This is a genomic window from Pseudoalteromonas sp. SCSIO 43101 (assembly GCF_023650775.1).
GTDB classification, from domain to species: Bacteria; Pseudomonadota; Gammaproteobacteria; order Enterobacterales; family Alteromonadaceae; genus Pseudoalteromonas; species Pseudoalteromonas apostichopi.
Genome location: NZ_CP072673.1, coordinates 385,727 through 403,800, shown reverse-complemented (window position 1 = coordinate 403,800; position 18,074 = coordinate 385,727). Strand labels below are relative to the sequence as shown.

General features: G+C 39.0%; 19 protein-coding genes. 6 read left to right on the top strand and 13 right to left on the bottom strand.

The window, feature by feature from the left end; all coding sequences use genetic code 11:
• Positions 1–42 precede the first annotated feature (42 nt).
• Together J8Z25_RS01920 and J8Z25_RS01915 are read right to left on the bottom strand one after the other, a co-directional pair.
• Positions 43–444: an META domain-containing protein gene (locus J8Z25_RS01920; RefSeq protein ID WP_130049857.1), complete on the bottom strand. Its 402-nt coding sequence runs from the start codon at positions 442–444 to the stop codon at positions 43–45.
• 124 nt (positions 445–568) lie between these two features.
• A complete protein-coding gene (locus J8Z25_RS01915) occupies positions 569–958 on the bottom strand; it encodes an acyl-CoA thioesterase (protein WP_130049858.1) in 390 nt (129 codons plus the stop codon).
• Positions 959–1,188: 230 nt separating this feature from the next.
• On the opposite strand from J8Z25_RS01915, the gene J8Z25_RS01910 reads away from it, so the two are divergent.
• Positions 1,189–3,288, top strand: coding sequence for a TonB-dependent receptor (locus tag J8Z25_RS01910; protein WP_250661594.1), 2,100 nt, complete (start codon positions 1,189–1,191; stop codon positions 3,286–3,288).
• Positions 3,289–3,341: 53 nt separating this feature from the next.
• Here J8Z25_RS01910 and epmA read toward each other — a convergent pair whose 3' ends face one another.
• Both epmA and efp read right to left on the bottom strand, forming a co-directional pair.
• Entirely contained in the window at positions 3,342–4,316 is a 975-nt protein-coding gene (epmA, locus tag J8Z25_RS01905; protein WP_178926537.1) for an elongation factor P--(R)-beta-lysine ligase, read from the bottom strand.
• 164 nt (positions 4,317–4,480) lie between these two features.
• Positions 4,481–5,047 carry an elongation factor P gene (gene efp, locus J8Z25_RS01900; protein WP_054554126.1) on the bottom strand — a complete coding sequence of 189 codons (567 nt, stop codon included), beginning with the start codon at positions 5,045–5,047 and terminating at the stop codon, positions 4,481–4,483.
• Positions 5,048–5,088: 41 nt separating this feature from the next.
• On the opposite strand from efp, the gene epmB reads away from it, so the two are divergent.
• Positions 5,089–6,102 carry an EF-P beta-lysylation protein EpmB gene (gene epmB, locus J8Z25_RS01895; protein WP_250661593.1) on the top strand — a complete coding sequence of 338 codons (1,014 nt, stop codon included), beginning with the start codon at positions 5,089–5,091 and terminating at the stop codon, positions 6,100–6,102.
• A 268-nt stretch (positions 6,103–6,370) separates the two neighbouring features.
• On the opposite strand, the gene J8Z25_RS01890 is transcribed toward epmB, so the two are convergent.
• On the bottom strand, positions 6,371–6,583 hold the full coding sequence (locus J8Z25_RS01890; protein ID WP_130049862.1) for a hypothetical protein: 213 nt from the start codon (positions 6,581–6,583) through the stop codon (positions 6,371–6,373).
• Between the two features lie 72 nt (positions 6,584–6,655).
• On the opposite strand from J8Z25_RS01890, the gene J8Z25_RS01885 reads away from it, so the two are divergent.
• Positions 6,656–6,946 carry a hypothetical protein gene (locus J8Z25_RS01885; RefSeq protein WP_054554123.1) on the top strand — a complete coding sequence of 97 codons (291 nt, stop codon included), beginning with the start codon at positions 6,656–6,658 and terminating at the stop codon, positions 6,944–6,946.
• A 405-nt stretch (positions 6,947–7,351) separates the two neighbouring features.
• On the opposite strand, the gene J8Z25_RS01880 is transcribed toward J8Z25_RS01885, so the two are convergent.
• On the bottom strand, positions 7,352–7,855 hold the full coding sequence (locus tag J8Z25_RS01880; protein ID WP_130049863.1) for a DUF3016 domain-containing protein: 504 nt from the start codon (positions 7,853–7,855) through the stop codon (positions 7,352–7,354).
• 230 nt (positions 7,856–8,085) lie between these two features.
• Between J8Z25_RS01880 and galE the strand changes: the two genes are divergently transcribed.
• Entirely contained in the window at positions 8,086–9,099 is a 1,014-nt protein-coding gene (gene galE, locus J8Z25_RS01875) for a UDP-glucose 4-epimerase GalE (RefSeq protein ID WP_130049864.1), read from the top strand.
• A 246-nt stretch (positions 9,100–9,345) separates the two neighbouring features.
• Here galE and J8Z25_RS01870 read toward each other — a convergent pair whose 3' ends face one another.
• From J8Z25_RS01870 to J8Z25_RS01860, 3 genes are read right to left on the bottom strand one after another with little or no spacing between them, the layout of a single operon-like run.
• Positions 9,346–9,915, bottom strand: a complete 570-nt coding sequence (locus J8Z25_RS01870) for a hypothetical protein (protein WP_167659008.1) — start codon at positions 9,913–9,915, stop codon at positions 9,346–9,348.
• A gap of 5 nt (positions 9,916–9,920) precedes the next feature.
• A complete protein-coding gene (locus J8Z25_RS01865; protein ID WP_178926535.1) occupies positions 9,921–10,424 on the bottom strand; it encodes an RNA polymerase sigma factor in 504 nt (167 codons plus the stop codon).
• Positions 10,425–10,445: 21 nt separating this feature from the next.
• On the bottom strand, positions 10,446–11,153 hold the full coding sequence (locus J8Z25_RS01860; protein WP_250661592.1) for a hypothetical protein: 708 nt from the start codon (positions 11,151–11,153) through the stop codon (positions 10,446–10,448).
• 495 nt (positions 11,154–11,648) lie between these two features.
• On the opposite strand from J8Z25_RS01860, the gene J8Z25_RS01855 reads away from it, so the two are divergent.
• Entirely contained in the window at positions 11,649–12,614 is a 966-nt protein-coding gene (locus tag J8Z25_RS01855) for a RexA family antiphage protein (protein ID WP_250661591.1), read from the top strand.
• Positions 12,586–13,044: a hypothetical protein gene (locus tag J8Z25_RS01850; RefSeq protein WP_250661590.1), complete on the top strand. Its 459-nt coding sequence runs from the start codon at positions 12,586–12,588 to the stop codon at positions 13,042–13,044. Before J8Z25_RS01855 ends, J8Z25_RS01850 begins: the two co-directional genes overlap by 29 nt.
• 218 nt (positions 13,045–13,262) lie before the next feature.
• Here J8Z25_RS01850 and J8Z25_RS01845 read toward each other — a convergent pair whose 3' ends face one another.
• The 4 genes from J8Z25_RS01845 to J8Z25_RS01830 all read right to left on the bottom strand — a co-directional run bounded on the left by J8Z25_RS01845 (position 13,263) and on the right by J8Z25_RS01830 (position 17,922).
• Positions 13,263–14,159, bottom strand: coding sequence for a hypothetical protein (locus J8Z25_RS01845; protein WP_250661589.1), 897 nt, complete (start codon positions 14,157–14,159; stop codon positions 13,263–13,265).
• The gene (locus tag J8Z25_RS01840) at positions 14,159–15,850 is read right to left on the bottom strand and encodes an ORC-CDC6 family AAA ATPase (protein WP_250661588.1); all 1,692 of its coding nucleotides are present in this window, start codon (positions 15,848–15,850) and stop codon (positions 14,159–14,161) included. Before J8Z25_RS01840 ends, J8Z25_RS01845 begins: the two co-directional genes overlap by 1 nt.
• Before the next feature lie 36 nt (positions 15,851–15,886).
• Entirely contained in the window at positions 15,887–16,513 is a 627-nt protein-coding gene (locus J8Z25_RS01835; protein ID WP_250661587.1) for a KpnI family restriction enzyme N-terminal domain-containing protein, read from the bottom strand.
• A 146-nt stretch (positions 16,514–16,659) separates the two neighbouring features.
• A complete protein-coding gene (locus J8Z25_RS01830; RefSeq protein WP_250661586.1) occupies positions 16,660–17,922 on the bottom strand; it encodes a site-specific DNA-methyltransferase in 1,263 nt (420 codons plus the stop codon).
• Positions 17,923–18,074 lie beyond the last annotated feature (152 nt).

The window sequence follows — 18,074 nt, the reverse complement described above, 5'->3', positions numbered from 1 at the left end:
TGAGTGTACGTCAGTTAAAAAATTGCTGCAAGCTCAGCAACTTTAGTTTTTTGCAATGAAGGTAAAGTGATGCTCGCCTTGCAAGGTTAGTTGCTCACCATTTAAATTAATGGCTGCACCTTCCTTCAACGTTGAAAGTAATTGCTGCTCAAGATCATCAATTTGCTCGCCACACGATTTACGTGTCATACCTAACTTATTGACTGTTAGCATATCTTCGTTTAGCGCACCCTCACCAAAAAATTTATTACAACCAGCGAAGCCATTAACCTGCATCGCTTCAATAAACCGTATAGAGGCAGTTTGGGATACAGGAATTGCTAAACCATTCACTTTTGATAATTGCCACTGTGTATATTTTAATTGCTCACTCGATACAGTACCGGTCGATGAGCAACCCATGCAAAATAGTACTAAAAGAAGAGGCAAGGCTACTAACTTCATATTTTTTTACAACTCAAATTTCAATGTAGTAATAATAACAACATTTAACGCAATTGATCGTTAAAAAAACATGTTTTATCTGTAAAAAATTGTTCTAAGTTAGCTTTTCGAAGAACAACGCAGACTATTTGAATAAGTTATCGACTTCTTCTGGTAAAAAAGGACGACCTTTTTCGTTAACTGATGTGCCAATGACCAAAGCTTGAAGCATTACTTTATCGTCATGTTTACGGTATACCGTTTGTCTAAACGCAAACTTTAAGCGGCTAATTCGCTCAGGCTCAACAGCAACATAAAATTCATCACCAGGCACAAGTGATGCCTTGTAATCCATTTCGCTGCGAAGCACCACAAGGTTTACTTTTTCTCTTGCTAGCTTTGCAAAGTCGACACCTTGGGCATGTAAAAACTCATGACGAGCATGCTCTAAGTAATTAAAATAAACACTGTTATTTACAATTCCTTGTAAATCACACTCATAATCACGCACTTTAAAGTCTACTCTAAAGGTCATAGTCGTATTCCTAATCAATTTACGTATAATTGCCTGCGTTTATACCATAAAAATTGATTTATACCATTTCGCTTAATTGAGCGTTCTATTTTTGGGCAAGCAAGCCTCGCAGGTAATGCTAGATATAACCCGTCAAAAATGCTTAAGTATTATTGCGAATTGGTATTTATAGCCATTTGGCTAGCTAGGTTGCTAGAATAGCAGTCCCTAAAATGGAGTTAAGAACCCGCATGAAACGACGTTTATCATTATTATCTGCTGCCATCCTGCCTTTATTCGCAGCATCTTCGATTGCTTACGCTGAAGACGGTGAGCTGGAAACAATTGTAGTTACCGGTGATTTCCAAAAAGAGAACATTCAAACTTTAAGTGCCAGTGCAAGCTTGTTTTCAGACCATGAAATCAATCAACGTGGTGCAAAGTTTTTAGATGAGATGCTAGCTAGCGCTGCCAACGTAAACTTTACCTCAGGCGCATCTCGTGGTCGTTTCGTGCAAATTCGTGGTGTTGGATTACGCTCGCAATTTGTTGATCCTATTAACCCGTCGGTTGGCTTAGTTATTGACGGCATTAACTACTCTGGTTTAGGTGGCAGTTCGCTATTATTTGATATCGACCAAGTTGAAATCTATCGCGGTCCACAAGGAACTCGCTTTGGTGCTGATGCTTTAGCTGGCATGATTCAAATGGAATCAGCTGCGCCAACCTTTGATCCAAGCGTTAAAGTGCAACTGGGTGCGGGCAACTACAATAGCTACGAAGCAGGTATTGCAGCAGGTACTGGTATTACTGATGATACTGCAGTACGTGCCAGTGTTTATCAACGCGAGTCTGATGGTTATGTAGAAAACCGTTATTTAGGTGAAGATACCCAACAACAAGACGAGCTCGTTTCTCGCTTTAAATTGCACAGCCAATTAACTAGCCACTTACGCACAGAACTTAACGTTCATTATATTGATATTAATAACGGTTATGATGCTTTCACGCTCGATAATAGCCGTAATAGCGTTGCTGATGAGCCTGGTGAGGATAATCAAGAAAGTATCGCCGTTGGCCTTGCAAACATTTACACCGGCTTCGATTGGTTTGATGTAAGCCTAAATGTTTCAGGGATCGACAGCGAGCTGCTATACAGCTTCGACGAAGATTGGGTATGTAACGATGAAGCTCAGCCTGAACTATGTGCTGCAGGCCTACATGAGTGGGGTTATAGCTCAACAGATACCTATTTACGCGACCGAAAAGATCAAGCAGCCGAGCTACAATTTAATGGCAAAGCGGGCGATTGGGTGGCAGGTATTTATTACCAAGGCCGCGAAGTCGATTTAGAGCGCCAATACACTTGGCTGGCACAACCTTTTGCATCAAATTATGAAACCAGCAATATTGCTGCATACGGGCAGTTAGCTACACCTATTGGCCCAAAAACAACCTTAATTACAGGTCTGCGCGTTGAACAGTACCAAGGCGACTACACCGACAATAACGGTTTTATTGAAGAAACTGATGATGTCATGGTCGGTGGTAAGCTTGCGCTTGAATATCAAGTCATTGATCGCACCATGATCTACACCAGCATCACCCGTGGCTATAAAGCTGGCGGTATTAACTCTGAAGCTTTAGCAAAAGCAAAAGACGAAGGCTTAAACCTCGATGCTGACTTTTTTGCTAATCACACATCATTTGCCCCTGAGTACTTATGGAGCGGTGAGTTTGGTGTTAAAGGCAGCTCTCTAGACGATAAATTTGTGTTACGTCTAGCCGCCTTTTATATGTATCGAGAAGATATGCAGCTAAAATCGTGGCAAGTTGAAGGTCAAAAGTTCACAGGCTATATCGATAACGCCAGCTCTGGCGAAAACTACGGTTTAGAAATTGAAGGTAGCTTCCAAGCAACTGACAATTTACTACTAACAGGTAGTGCAGGTTATCTACATACAGAAATCAATGACTTTGTGGCTCAATCAGGTCTTGATCAAGATGGTCGCGACCAAGCACAAGCACCTAAGTACCAATATGCATTCACTGCGCGTTATAACTTTACGCCTGCACTTTATGCATCGATTGGTTTAGAGGGTAAAGACGATTATTACTTCTCTGATAGCCATAACTCAAAAGCACCAAGCACGAATTTAGTGAATGCTTCATTTGGTTATGAAGGTGATAATTGGAGCATTAATGCATGGGCACGTAACTTATTTGACGAAGACGTACCAACCCGTGGTTTTGAGTTTGGTAACGACCCATTAGATGGATACACCACTCACACTTACACGCAGCTTGGCGAACCAATGGTTGCCGGTGTGACATTTATTTACGAGCTATAAGCAATTCGGTGCTAAGTTTTTACTTAGCACCCAAATTCCTAGAACCTAATAAATTAAGCCCTTTCAACATCAAAGGCGAGTACGTCTTTAATCTTTTGCTTATTCGTTGCCAGCATAATGAGTCGATCAATACCCAGCGCTACACCCGCACATTGTGGTAAGCCATGCTCTAGCGCTGCGATTAAGCGCTCATCCATTGGCACTTGCTTTAAACCATTCGCTTCACGGTATTGATTGTCTTCACTAAAGCGAGCTGCTTGCTCTTTGCCATCTGTTAGTTCATTAAAGCCGTTTGCCAGCTCCATATTCTTGAAATATAACTCAAAGCGCCCTGCGACTCGCTCATCATGTTGGCAAATTTGGGCAAGAGCCGCTTGCGAAGCTGGAAAATGATAAACAAAACAAGGCTTTTTTTGGCCAATCGTTGGCTCTACCTTCATACAAAATAATAGCTGCAACAAGGTATCTCGGTGCGTTTCATGCGCAGCAATATCGGCAAAGCCCTGCTCCGTTGCTAGTTGCTGCAAAGTGCTGATATTAGCGGTTAAAGGGTCAACACCTAAGGCGTTCATAAAAGCTTGTTGATAAGTTAGTCGCTCTGCGCTTTCTACGCCAAGCACTAATTGCATAAGCTCATCCATTTCATCCATAAGGGCAAATTCATCAAAACCCGGACGATACCACTCAAGCATTGTAAATTCAGGATTATGATGACTACCCGCCTCTTCATTACGAAAGGCTTTGCATAGCTGGAAAATAGCCCCAGAGCCTGCAGCAAGTAAACGCTTCATGGCAAACTCAGGTGACGTTTGCAAATAAAGTGGTAAGCCACCAGCATGACCAGGACCAACAAACTCGGTACTAAATGTCGCTAAATGCACATCGGTTACACTGGCCGCACTTAAGCTTGGCGTTTCAACCTCCATAACATCACGTGCATAAAAGAACTCGCGAATACGGCGGATGATAGCGGCACGGTGGCGTAAAGTTTCAATATCGGCGCTTGGTTGCCAAAGGACATTAGACATAGTGTTTCCCAAAAAAAATCCCAGCAGAAGCTGGGATTTTATAATAATTCATACCAACTCGCTTAATTAAGTGGTCTATTTTGAGGCAATAAAACCTTGCTAGCGACAGGTTTAATCCCTCAAAATGATTAAGTATTATTGCGAATTGGTATTAACAAAGCCTGTTACTTAACACGGCTCACGTATTCACCGCTACGTGTATCAACTTTGATCACTTCGCCGATTTGTACGAATAGAGGAACACGAACAACAGCACCTGTGCTTAATGTTGCTGGTTTACCGCCAGTACCCGCTGTATCACCTTTTAGACCTGGATCTGTTTCAGTGATTTCTAATTCAACGAAGTTTGGTGGAGTCACAGCGATTGGGCTACCGTTCCAAAGCGTGATTGTACAAACGTCATTTTCAACTAACCATTTTGCATTGTCGCCAAGCGCTTTTTCGTCAGCAGCGATTTGCTCAAATGTTTCGTTGTTCATGAAGTGCCAGAACTCACCGTCAGTGTATAGATACGCTAAATCTGTATCCATTACGTCTGCACCTTCAACTGATTCACCTGACTTGAATGTTTTTTCTAGTACTTTACCTGTGATAAGTTTACGAATACGAACACGGTTAAACGCCTGGCCTTTACCTGGTTTTACCATTTCATTTTCTAAGATGCTGCAAGGTTCGCCGTCTAACATAATTTTTAGGCCGCCCTTGAACTCATTGGTGCTATAATTCGCCATCGTTTCCTCTGTCTAAATAATTTCGAGTAATCTACGTGTCAATGATACAAAGAAATGAAGTAAATTTGCATAAAAACTGGCAAAAAGAATTGGCAAATGTTGTCACTTGTCCTGAACGCTTGCTAGAAATGCTAGGATTATCAAGCAAAGTAGACGAAAAAGACCTCAAAGCACGCAGTCTTTTTCCTGTCCGTGTGCCACTGCCTTTTATCAAAAAAATGCGTTATGGCGACATAAACGACCCTCTTTTGCTGCAAGTGATGCCAAAACACCAAGAGTTTTTAGCAAAAACAGGTTACGATAAAGACCCTCTAAAAGAACAAGATAATAATCAACCGGGCTTATTACACAAGTATCGCTCTCGCGTTTTAGTAATGTTTAAAACCGGTTGTGCTGTAAATTGCCGCTATTGTTTTAGACGTCATTTTCCTTATCAAGAAAACCAATTAAACAAACGCAGTTTAATTGAGGCACTGGCATATATAAAAGCCGACGCCAACATCAACGAAGTCATTTTGAGTGGTGGTGATCCATTGATGGCCAAGGACGATGCTGTTAGTTGGTTTATGGATGAGCTCGAACAGCTACCGCAAATTAAACGCATGCGTATTCATAGCCGCTTGCCTGTGGTGATCCCAGCAAGAATTACCGATGAGCTATGTTCGCGCTTTGCTGCATCGCCTTTAAAAGTGGTGTTTATAAACCATATCAATCACGCCAACGAAATTGATGATGACTTTAAAGCGGCTATGCAAAAATTAAAAGTCGCGGGGGTTACGTTATTAAATCAAGCGGTATTACTGAAAGATGTGAATGATTCTGTTGATTCACAAGTTGCACTAAGTGAAGCACTATTTGAGGCAGATATACTTCCTTACTACTTACATCTACTAGATAAAGTTGAGGGTGCCAGCCATTTTGATATAGCTGAGAGTCAGGCACGGGAAATCGTGACGGCTATGCTGGCAGCATTGCCGGGATTCTTGGTTCCTAAGCTGGTGCGCGAGATCGGTGGCGAAAAAAGTAAAACGCCTATCGATCTAAGGGCGTGTTGACCTTTATTGATTGAAATTTGTTCACTCTAGGGGCGATTTAATCGCGGCGCGAGATTTGTAACCTAGTGGGCTAAGTAAAAATCGAGTAACAAAGAGTTAATCGCCCCTAGGAAGAACCCGAAGGGCAGCGCGTGTTTGGCATTAATGCTGCGTTATCGCCTATTTATGTGGAACAACCACACTACATAGGCTCTGCCTTGCCTAAATACCAAACACACTGCTGCAAAATCAATCATAAAGGGTCAACACGCCCTATCTAATTTAACAACTAAACGTATACGTTTACGTTGTTACCTAGTGTCGCAGTTACCGACTTAGCAGGTGTTTGCGCTGCAGCACTCGATGTTGCTGCGCCTTCGATAAGTGCAAGTGCCGCAGCACCATCAGCCTTTTGCTGTTTTTTAGCAAGCGATGCGCTGTAAACTTCTGCACTTTCGCCACCGCCACTCATCGCTGGTAGGCTTGATCCTGATATATTCATAGTTCATTACCTGACTTTTTATGACAATCCACGTACTATATCGGCATTGCAGTCTAAAGCTTTAGGAAAAAAATGGATTCAATTATTGAACAACTCAATGCTAACCTAAAAATCGTTTATCGTCAGGCACTTGATGCTGATAAAAAATTAGATGACTTACAGCAGCAAGGCCATGGTAAATTCAAAGCCTTATTTGCAAAAGATGCTGGCTTTGATTTTGAAGCAAAACGCTTTAAACCTTACGTTCTCGATGTTGCTGCTGATGTAGAAAGCTTAAGCAACGACGGTATGGACGAAGAAAAACTGAAAAAAACCGTTATTAAACTGCAACAGTTACTACAACTGTTAGCGACGTTTAAGTAACGTAGAAGCCTCTATTTTTATAGAGGCTTACGCGCGAAATAAATTTCACGCCTACACCAACGACATTTAATCTCACAAAGAGAGGTAAGAGACGCTTCGCTGAACATAAACACTATTTGAATCTCTCTTCTTTTCCTCTGTGCTCTCTGTGTCCTCTGTGGTTGGAAAAAGATCTTTAATTCACAAAGAGGCTAAGAGGCGCTGCGCTTTAGAGGGAAACAAAAAAGTATTATCATCACTTCCTCATTCACTTATCTTGGTGCAAATATTTTCGTGCGAAATAAATTTCACGCCTACATGTGGGAGCAGCTTTCGGCGATAAACGCCTCCCAAGTTGTAGGTCTTTTACAAGACCCACAAACAACACAGCTCAACTTTAAACTGACAGCTGACAGCTGACAGCTATCATTCACCCAGATTTAACGACGGCAATAACTCATCTTCAAACCAATCAGTGATTAAACGCTTATCGTAATAGTAGGCTTCATCGCGCCCCATTTTCATGCGATCCATAAATCCCATATCTTTAAGCTTGATATCATTTGCTTCGCTTATCACTTTACCGTTTTTATCGGTAATCGAATAATTTAGGTCGATACGTGGGAAGTAAATTGGCTTGATGATACGTAACTCATTCATGGTACCAAAACGCACATCACCGGCTAGGTCAAGCTCTGTCACTTCAACGTTAAAGGTGTAGCCTTCAGGTAACTTTTCGGCAAGCTTGTTGAAGTGTTTTTCAAAATTTTTCGCCACATTTTTATGAAATGAACCTTTTGGTGAATTGTTGCCAGGTTCTACATCACGGTAATCGTTAAAGTCATGCCATTTAACTTTTGCCTCTCCTGCATGAGCAAAAGCAGGTAGTGCAATGACCATTGCTAAGGCAATTTTTTTTACTGTATTCATCTGTTTCTCCACTTATCAGGTATAGCTAATGATTAAATTTTAGCTGCTGACAATTAACTATAGCTTAATATCTAAACACTTAGGTGTAACCAATATGGTGCAAAATGTAATCAAAAACAAGCGATTCATATTTTTGCTTTATTGTTATGAATCACAATTTATTTATGTAATTTGACGCAAAATGTGCTGAAATAAGGCTAATTCAACCAGGTATAGTTCATGGATATTTTATGACCATTTTAGTCACCGGCGGAGCCGGATACATCGGTTCTCACACCGTTTTAGAATTATTACAACAAGGCACTGACGTTGTTGTTCTTGATAATTTAAGTAATTCATCGAATGAGTCATTGGCTCGCGTAAAACAAATCACTGGCAAAGACGTCACGTTTTATCAAGGTGATATTTTAGATAGAGCCTGCCTAGACAAAATATTCCGTGAACACGCAATTGATAGTGTTATTCACTTTGCTGGTTTAAAAGCGGTTGGTGAATCGGTTGTAAAGCCTATTGAGTATTACCAAAACAACGTACAAGGTACACTGACTTTGGTTGATGCCATGCGTGACGCTGGCGTATTTAAGTTGGTATTTAGCTCATCAGCAACTGTATACGGTGACCCTGCAAGTTTGCCAATTCGTGAAGACTTCCCGGTTGGCGGTACGACCAACCCATATGGCACATCAAAGCTTATGGTTGAGATGATGCTACAAGATATCGCAAAATCAGATGAACGCTTTGCCTTTGTTATCTTACGTTACTTTAACCCTGTCGGCGCGCATGAATCCGGCCTGATTGGTGAAGATCCGAATGGTATACCTAACAACTTATTACCTTATATTTCGCAAGTCGCAGTGGGTAAGCTAGCAAAGCTAGGTGTATTTGGGGATGACTACGATACTGTAGATGGTACAGGTGTTCGTGATTATATCCATGTCGTCGATTTAGCATTAGGTCACTTAAAAGCACTTAACCGTATTGCAACTGATACAGGTGCACACGTATTTAACCTTGGCACAGGTAATGGTTACTCAGTACTGCAAATGGTTACCGCTTTTGAAAAAGCCAGCGGTCAAGCTGTCCCATATCAAATTTCACCGCGTAGAGCAGGCGACATTGCAGCTTGCTATGCAGCACCAGAAAAAGCGTTAAAAGAGCTTGGCTGGCAAGCTGAACGAGGCATCGATGAAATGATGCAAGATACGTGGCGCTGGCAAAGTAATAACCCTAACGGTTACAAATAGTTAAAGTCTAAAATTAAAAAGCTGATGTTCACACATCGGCTTTTTAATTTGATGAGGCTTTCTTAAGCTGCGCAATCCCCCAGAAAAGTACCCCAGCCCCAGTGCAGGATAAGAAAAAGAACAACCCTAAGCCGACTGGCGATCCCCAAAACAAAATACTGTATAAAACTTCCATCTTTATATCCTTTATTATTATTTGAATAACAAGTTATATAAGTTTTAGGAACAGCCCGTCAAGTAGCAATATCAGCGCATCGCTTGAATACTCTCTAGCGCTGCAGCAAGCTGTGATTTTAGTTTTTTATGACGTATATAAACAGCGAACACTATAATGCCATTGATACCAAGCTGGATAAGCCATAGGCTGTATGTTTTAAACATAACCATGTTAAACAAGGCAACAATTAGCAGAGCGGACCAAAGAGCAACACAGCCAATAAAGCTCACATACCAGTAATGAACTTGGTGTTTCAGCTGGCTTTCTTTAAAGTTGAGCATCGCGTTTACGTCTAGCGTTTCAGCCCGCCAAAGCTTTCGTCTTAAACGGTAAGACCAAACGCCAAAACCTAGTGGAATAGGCACTAATAGTGCAAACATGAAGGTTTCATAAGTATGTTTTGCCTCAAACAACATGGCGTAAATACAAAACACGGTTACCACAACACCTAATAAAGAGTCTATTAAACCTTTTAGCTTTAATTTAGTTCGCGACTTTTGTGTTTGTGCAATTAATGCAGCGCTATCCACTTTCGGCGTTGCCTGCACGAATGCCTGCTGCCACTTAGCTAATTGATCATCTGCTTCGAATTTATCCACTTCATTCACTCCATTAGGCTTGCAAGTTGTTGCCTTGCTCTACTTGCACGTTTCGCAACAGCATCTTCAGACAGACCCAGTGTTTCGGCTATCTCACTTTGATTAAACCCTTCAAGCTGTAGAGCAAGCACCTGCCTATATTTCAGCGTTAATTTACGCAGGGCAGCCATTAAATCTAAACTGTCGTCTTGTGATTTGTGTGCACTTAAAGCTTGGGTGTAATCAACACTCTCAGAGCTTGCAACCTCTTTACGGTTTTGCTCTTTAATCACATGATCAACTGCTTTATTGTGAGCTATTCGGGCGATATAGGTTTTTACGCTAGCATCGCCTCGAAAGGCAATATCTGGTGATGATTCATTACTTTCAAATGCGCGCCAAAGCGCCAATGACATCTCTTGAATTAGCTCATCTTGTAACGCTTGATTGATCTCGTAGGTTGCAGCAACACGCGCCAACAGCGGCGCGTATTCATTCAGCAATGTGTTTATTTGAACATCAGCTTTCACTGTACTTCCATGTTTTTATTATTATTTGAACAGACGATTATAGGCACAAAAGAAAGTACACGCTAATACAGGCCCCATCAGTAGCATAGGTAAAAGGCTATACGGTGCAGCAAAGGTAACAAGCATATTAATCAAACAAAGCACGCTTAGCGGTTTAATCACTCTTAGTGCTGTTGCAAGGCTTTCTTTTACAGCTGCACTAAGTGAAGAATTACTTAAAAGTAACAGAGGTACCACAAATATAAGCAGCATATTCATAGGAACAATTGATACAAACATAACTCCTACGCGCCAACGCTCAACATCAACAAACTGACCAGATAATAATGCCGATAACTGCTCACTTCCAATCAAAGTACTCCCTAAAGCAAGTTGCACCAGCGCGAGTAAAATACCCACTACTGACCAAACCGCAACTCGTCCCCACTTCGCCCATGTTGTATTGTGTCGAAATGAAAAGCCTTGATTACTATTTAGGTTAAACAATAAAGGCCACACGGTTGCCATTAACATAGGCGCTAACCACTTTGATACTGTTAAACCTATAGGTGCTGGCAATAGTTGCACTAGCCCAGGCAAAATAGCGAACAGTGTCATTAGTAAGAAAAGTTTAAACGGCGCCTTTTTAAATAGCCCCCAACCTTCTTTTAACCAAAGAGCAGCATCACTAAATGGTGCATTCGTTGAATCAAGTTTTAGCGTATTCACAGTTGATGTTGTAGTCGTCATGAGCTTGTCCTTTTTGTAAAAATAGATACATAAGACACTGCCTATCGCTACCACCGAATAGAACAATTTCGTGTCATTTGCAGCTATAGACGAGACAAACTCAAAAAACCTGACAAAATATTTTTAAAAAATTAAAAATAATTTTATTTGGTTGAATTTTAAGGATAAAAACATGGGTGGAACAAAACTGTTAAAGATTGGTGTAAAGCGTTGATTTACATGTTTTAATATAAAGAAAATGGTGGCCCCTCCCAGACTTGAACTGGGGACCTAACGATTATGAGGCCCAGCGGGCAAGATGCTCTCAGTGCAGATATAGCGAAGTTTGATGTGGCCTTTAGACTTGTAGTACCGAATTCGTAACGAGGTTTGTATGTGTTCGGTACTTTTTAAAGTTTTTCTTCCAAAAGAGCAGGTGCTTACATTTTTTTGGAGATATGGTAAGTTATTCCGTACCAGATTTAATCACTATTAAACTATATATGGATGTTGCTAATGAAGCTGTATTACTTCTCTTATTTTATAAGGAAAATATCAACGCAAGAGAAACTAATTCACAACATCTCTGGTCTTTTGAGTGCTTATTGTAAGTCCAACAATAATGCATTAAAAGGTAGCTTTAAATATGGCGATGAAAAACTTTACCTAGCCAAAATAGACGGTTATAAAAATACGTATTATTTTTTGAAAACCAATAATAATGACTTGTTAAAGCGGATAAATGAAAACAGTATTTCAGTTGGTGACATCAAAGACAAGTTGCATAATAACGAAAAAGTTGCTTTTACTTCCCACATCCACCTTTCATCTGATCGCTCTATCTTAGCAATCGCTAGTGGGATTAGCTGTCCAAGAATTGATACTTTTGCAGACTACTTTAATCACTTGATAAAGAAGTTAGGGTTAAACGATTACGAAATTGAATTCTCCGCTTTATCCTCCAACGCGACTAAAAAAGATTTACTAGAAATGGAGGTTGTGAATAGCATCTTCGTTGATGTCGATGCTGACAATGGTTCTGGTAAAGCTATACTTTCTGAACTCTTTGGAGATACGAATTCTGGCATTGGTGGGTTTAAGATTACTGTAGAGTCAACGCAGGGAAATATCAAAGAAGCTTTAAAGAAAATTATAAATAAAAAAGATAAATCTGGGATCGTTCGAATTGGTGCTAAAGCGAAACACAGCGAACTCAAAGGTCAGTTGATGGACTATTGGCTGGATAATGAGAACGCTCTTTCTGATAAATTGTCGCCTTCCGCTAAACGTAAGTCTCTTGCCGATCAGATAGGTGAAAAGTTTGACTCAAATGCTCAACTCCAGACTTTATATAACTCTTTTATAAGCAACCTGACGAACGCAAAGACAGATATTGATGCTAACCTTGTATCTGCTAATGATCAAAATACTTTTGATGACTTAGGGGGGGGCAATGAGAAAGACGGAAATCACAAAGCTTAAAAAGTGGGTTTATTTCTCTCCCGCAATTGGTGTGATTATTGGATTCATTTATTTTCTTATAAAAGCCAAATATAGTATCAGCTTAGGTTTCACAGACATAAGAACATTGGCTACTATTGTTGCAGGTTTTAGCTTCACAATGCTTGGCTTCCTTGCGGCGATGGCTACTTTTCTATTTTCATTACAGAAGTATAAGTTCTTCAAACGGTGGCTTGAAGATGGAAATGCAGAAGTGTTTTTTTCCCTCTATAAAGTATCAATTGTTTGTCTTTTTATAACGTTTGCAGCAAGTTTAATAACGTTCACAAGCCAAGGGCAGCACCTTTCGTTTAAGATAATGATGATGTTTATCATAAATAATATCGTACAGTTATCTGTAATAACGCTAGTTTTAGTTAATAAAATATCATCAATCCAAAACACGCAGTGATGATACTTCATACCTAACGTTTTTGTTTTTTTAATTTATTTAAATCTTAAGTTAATTCAAAAATAGTTCAAAATACTCCAGTATATAGAGTATCAATCTAATTTCAGCTAACACATTCCCTAATAGCACATAGTTCAATCCAACTAACTATATGGATTTACAGGGCTTTCTGAGCAAGGCATACTTATACTTTATAAGTAAAGGTGTGATCAGTATATCTATCGAGTTTTTACTTTCGCGTTTGTAACGCTAATAAACTCAATATAACATGACTTAAGCTTTTTATCTTTATCAGCAGACTCTGGCGAAAATAAGTTAAAAAATAATGCAAAATTCTTTTTGTCTTTTCTAAGGTCACCAGTCCAATCGAAATACTTCGAACTTCGTAGTAAAACTTCAGCAAATAGCACGTCATTTACAACTCGTATTAGGTTTTCACAAACTAGCCCAATCTCTTGTATAGCTGGTAAATCTACATGTATTGGTTTTTCTAGGTATATGTAATGTTCATCCAACCCGAGAGCCATAGCGTTAGTAGATCCTAAATGTCCTGAACGATGGACAACGCAATGTCTGAGATGTCCTACAATATCGAATTCATCAAATATATCTGCGAGTTCTTTATACTTGTTATCATTCAGGCTAATACCGGTAAATTTGTTGACAGTTTCTTTAATATTTTTACTGTTATGAAATGAAGTACTTTCTAGTAATGCTTCAGGCAATAAAGATGTATGATGATACATCGCTGCACCATAAGGAAGCATGTGTTTATAGCTTAGCTTTCGGCTATGTTCGTCGATTGATATTAAGCGCCTAATTACGCAGCGGAAATAACTTTCTACAGAGGATACGAAACCTAGAATTAGTAAGTTTGAAAGTTGTTGCCATTCAGCGCTTTTTTCTGCAGCTAGTGACGTATAAGCACCAGTTGTAGGGTCTAATAGAGAAGCTCCTAATAACCTTAAATTATTTTGCTTTTTAGCGTTAAACAGATCAATCGGAGACTTATCTTCCTCAATATATTCATTATCGAAGAAACTGATAGACTTTATGCTTGAAGACTTTCGTGTGCCAGATATTGATGGGTTGAATGTTTGTTTTGTTTTCGCCATTAATATAAAAACTCATTGGTCCATGAAACTATTTTGTTAACGATTCTCTCTGAATGAACCTTCCCAACTCCCTTTATGCGTCTAAGCTCGGCTGCAGTATCACTTGAAGATATTACGTCTTCGATAGTTTCATACGGAGTTTCTGTAATAACTCTCTTTTGAAAAGGCGTAAGTGGAATTTCCAATAATTTTTGACTCATACACTTTTTAAAAATAGAACCATCAACCAATTCACTGCCACAGATATGACAGAATTTCTGTCCTTCAGCAATTCTTTGCGATTGACATGAAGGACATGGAGGTAAATTTAAAACTAATGAGGAAATGTCATCATTTGAAAGTAATTTATTAAACTTACGTCTTACGGGTTGCGGTGGCTTTTTGTTGTTTAAAACATCTAATATGTCAGAAGCTTTAAAGCCCCGACTCTTAATTAGTGATTTTGTATTAACTAACAACGATATATGTGGAATGAACCTTCGAAGCTTTCTTCCAGGCCCATGGGAAACTTCATCTTGCTCATAAAGTAACCCTGCTTCAATAAGAAACTTAATCATTCTTTCGGCCTTGTTATCGATATCCGATATACCTATCGATATGACCTTTTCCACTGACTGAGTCTTCTCATAGTTAAAAGCTTTTACTTCACTGAGAATTGAGTTTATAAACGTCTCTCCAACGTTAATAATTCCAGTAAACTGACTCAGCTTTTGGGATATAGATTTATATTCCTCAATGATATTTTTACATTTTTCTTCAAGTATTGAATTAAACTTTGATTGTGCAGTTTTCCGATCAGATTCAATGAATGACCTAATAAACATAATGTAAGCTCTTGGTATTCCAAAAGAGCAGAACATTAAAAGTTGTTTCATGTCATCTTCTATTGTTAGATTATCACTAAACCTTGCAGTAATAACGGCCTTCATGAAATCAATATATTCAGGGTCAGAAACATTTAGCCATAACGGAACTCTTTCAGCATCCTGCCCCAAGTGAAATCTTGGGCCATATTTAGTTGAACCGGGGTAAACACTTGCTTTTGGTGAAATTTTTGTACTTTTTAAGCTTCTAAAAATATCAAAAAACTCAACTAAATAGTCGTTGGTTAAAGTAAGTGCCGCGTCATCTAATAATAAAATAGCTCGTTTTCGATTTGTGTGAGACAGAACGCTTTCTATATAATCCTGAACGGTTCTGACATTTAAAAAAGAAACTAATTCTTTATATTCTTCAGAGTAATTCTGCTTTTCAATATCAATAATAAAGCTTCTTAAATCCGACTCGGTGAACTCTATATTGTGGGGTAATATTTTGTATTCTTCGAAGCAAGCTATGACTATTTTTGCCAGCACCCATGAGTGAAATATGCTTATAGCGTTCGAGCTTTCATGAAGGTAGGTTTCTAGTCGCAAATAGTGGTTGAAAGTAACGTAAATTGACAAAGGTTTGGATTTGTCATTTACACAAGAGTAATGAGCAAAGCGCATTTGATGTGTTTTGCCAGTTCCCCTTGGACCTGTAATTAATTTTGCACCAACTTGGATTAACTTCTTTTGAATATTGTCGAAGTGCTTACTAGTTACAGTCCAATCGTTAAGCTTTTCGAACTCTAAATAATCTGCACGTTCTTCAAATTCAGCCTGCTCTAATGCATCTTCAATTGTATTTTGTTCGGACTTATAAACCATCGCGATTCCTAAAATATTTTACTGAGTTAGAAAATATTATTCTTTGAAGTATCCCTTTAACCAAGTTAAGGCGAGCATTTTATCTTTTTCTGGAATAGCTTGTAAAATAGCTATAGTGTTAATTTTACCTGTTTGATCATCCCAAAAGTTCTTTTTAATTACATTATGTCTACCACAAAGTAATTGAAAGTTTTCTAATGTGTGTTCACCCTGATCATTATCAGCATGCGCAGTCTTATGATCAACTTGTAGTTTAACAGTACCACCGCCTATTGGGTCTATATCACCTTCTTTCAGGTTGCAATCAGGATGAGAACAAATGGGGTTAAGCTTAAGTAGATCTGCTTTTATTTTTTTATTGATTGCTTTTCTGCTTTTAGCCGTTTCGCGTTTTTCAGCGTTTGGCATGACATATTCACTAACAGTTAGATCCTTTGTATCTCTCCATGACAATACTGTGTAACCTAAGTCTGTTCTCAATTCAGAAAGTCGCTGGTGCCAATTCTCAGGAACAAGACCTGTATCTGGGTTGGTGGCTACTTGTTGAATTTGCTCTCTAGTTACAATTACTCCCAAATTATCTAAGAAGAACTGCTCAATACGCTTTCTAATACTACCTTGTGTATATTTTTTATTAACTCTGTTTAACCGGCTATACTGCAAAATTTCATTCCTTGATAAAGTAAAATATATCAGGATGTTATCGCGTTGCAATTGATGCGTAAAGAGCTACTTTTTAGTGGGGTTTGTTCTAATTTAAAAGCTCTGAAATGTCAGAGCTTGATTTGCCAGAGAAAGGAGGGCTTTATCTATAAAATAGTATGTACAGAAAATTTGTAATTTGTATCAATATTAGAAATGTGTTTTAGCCTTTTTTCTGTGATGTCTGATATAAGATTAAATCCCATTTTTGCTGCGATATGGGATGGCGCTATAGATTCGTCTTTCTCAACTAAAATGACTTTGCGTTTACCACCGTCGATACAGTTCAAATTATGTGCTGCATGAGCTGTGGTGCCTGTTCCAGCAAAAAAATCCAATATTAACGAACTATCAGAAGTGTGTGAAAACAGAAGGTCTTCGATTAACTCAATGGGCTTCGGGGTTTCAAAGACCTTATCTCCATAAATGTCTTTTATTTGCTTGGTGGCTCTTTCTGTTAAATATCGGTTATCACTCCACAAGCTTCTTATTTTGGTTCTCTTTTCTGCTGTACTATAGTTTTTAACATATATGACACCATTTGGACTAGCGTATAGCTTCCAAGCCTCATTTTTCGCTTTATCTTTACCCCAGAGCCAGCGACGCTCTATCCCTTTGCTATCAAGAGGATATACTTCTTTTAGATTGCCCGTAGTATTTTCTGTAAATACTTTTCCTTCATCATTGTAATATAGTGGGTAAAACATGTTGGGCCGGTCTTCTCGTCTACTAGCGTCACCTTTTTTCCTAAATAAACCATCCACTTTATAGCGCCCATATTCATCTTCTTTATCATATTTTGAAGTGTCATCAGCCATTCCAAGTATTTTGCTTTTGCTAGATTTACCGTATACAAGGACATATTCATGGTTCACCGCTATATTTTTTTTACTACCTTTTCCATTCACGCTTCTGCAAACAACTATATTACCGATAAAATTATCTTCTCCAAAAATAGTATCAAGAAGAATTCTTAGATAAGGCTGTTCATAATCATCAATACTAACAGTGATGATCCCTGTGTCTTTTAAAAGTTCACGCGCCCAAACAAGCCTTGGCAACATAAATGACATCCATGAAGAATGAGAGCCAAATAAGCCGCTCTGCTGACTCACCCTAGTATCATTGTAGATGAATGAATTAGTCGTGTTATAGGGGGGATCTATATAGCAAAAATCAACGTTATTTTGCTGTGATTCATACAGCGATGCCAAGACGTCTATATTGTCACCGCAAAACAGAGTGCAATCTGCTTTTAGATCTAGATCATTGAGATTCTTTATTATTGAGTCAAAATCCAAGTCAAGCTGCATTTCTAAGCCTAGAGATGCTGCTATGTTTGCTATTTTCGAATGTACTACTGAACTCATTTCTTCTCCTCCTTCACGTCCGAGACATTATATCTCGCGATCGCAAATAAAACTAAATTTATAACTAACAAAAGGATGCCAACTAAAAAATTTGCTGCTTAACCTATTGAGTAGCCTTCAATTATTAGATGGTTGTAGATGTTGTAAACGAC

Excerpts from the sequence above, each read along its gene's own strand:
- epmA (WP_178926537.1), bottom strand. The coding sequence starts at position 4,316 with ATGTCTAATGTCCTTTGGCAACCAAGCGCCGATATTGAAACTTTACGC.
- J8Z25_RS01855 (WP_250661591.1), top strand. The coding sequence starts at position 11,649 with ATGAAGCTGTATTACTTCTCTTATTTTATAAGGAAAATATCAACGCAA.
- J8Z25_RS01885 (WP_054554123.1), top strand. The coding sequence starts at position 6,656 with ATGGATTCAATTATTGAACAACTCAATGCTAACCTAAAAATCGTTTAT.
- efp (WP_054554126.1), bottom strand. The coding sequence starts at position 5,047 with ATGGCGAATTATAGCACCAATGAGTTCAAGGGCGGCCTAAAAATTATG.
- J8Z25_RS01910 (WP_250661594.1), top strand. The coding sequence starts at position 1,189 with ATGAAACGACGTTTATCATTATTATCTGCTGCCATCCTGCCTTTATTC.
- J8Z25_RS01915 (WP_130049858.1), bottom strand. The coding sequence starts at position 958 with ATGACCTTTAGAGTAGACTTTAAAGTGCGTGATTATGAGTGTGATTTA.
- J8Z25_RS01920 (WP_130049857.1), bottom strand. The coding sequence starts at position 444 with ATGAAGTTAGTAGCCTTGCCTCTTCTTTTAGTACTATTTTGCATGGGT.
- J8Z25_RS01860 (WP_250661592.1), bottom strand. The coding sequence starts at position 11,153 with ATGACGACTACAACATCAACTGTGAATACGCTAAAACTTGATTCAACG.
- J8Z25_RS01890 (WP_130049862.1), bottom strand. The coding sequence starts at position 6,583 with ATGAATATATCAGGATCAAGCCTACCAGCGATGAGTGGCGGTGGCGAA.
- J8Z25_RS01850 (WP_250661590.1), top strand. The coding sequence starts at position 12,586 with ATGAGAAAGACGGAAATCACAAAGCTTAAAAAGTGGGTTTATTTCTCT.
- J8Z25_RS01830 (WP_250661586.1), bottom strand. The coding sequence starts at position 17,922 with ATGAGTTCAGTAGTACATTCGAAAATAGCAAACATAGCAGCATCTCTA.
- epmB (WP_250661593.1), top strand. The coding sequence starts at position 5,089 with ATGATACAAAGAAATGAAGTAAATTTGCATAAAAACTGGCAAAAAGAA.
- J8Z25_RS01840 (WP_250661588.1), bottom strand. The coding sequence starts at position 15,850 with ATGGTTTATAAGTCCGAACAAAATACAATTGAAGATGCATTAGAGCAG.
- J8Z25_RS01880 (WP_130049863.1), bottom strand. The coding sequence starts at position 7,855 with ATGAATACAGTAAAAAAAATTGCCTTAGCAATGGTCATTGCACTACCT.
- J8Z25_RS01845 (WP_250661589.1), bottom strand. The coding sequence starts at position 14,159 with ATGGCGAAAACAAAACAAACATTCAACCCATCAATATCTGGCACACGA.
- galE (WP_130049864.1), top strand. The coding sequence starts at position 8,086 with ATGACCATTTTAGTCACCGGCGGAGCCGGATACATCGGTTCTCACACC.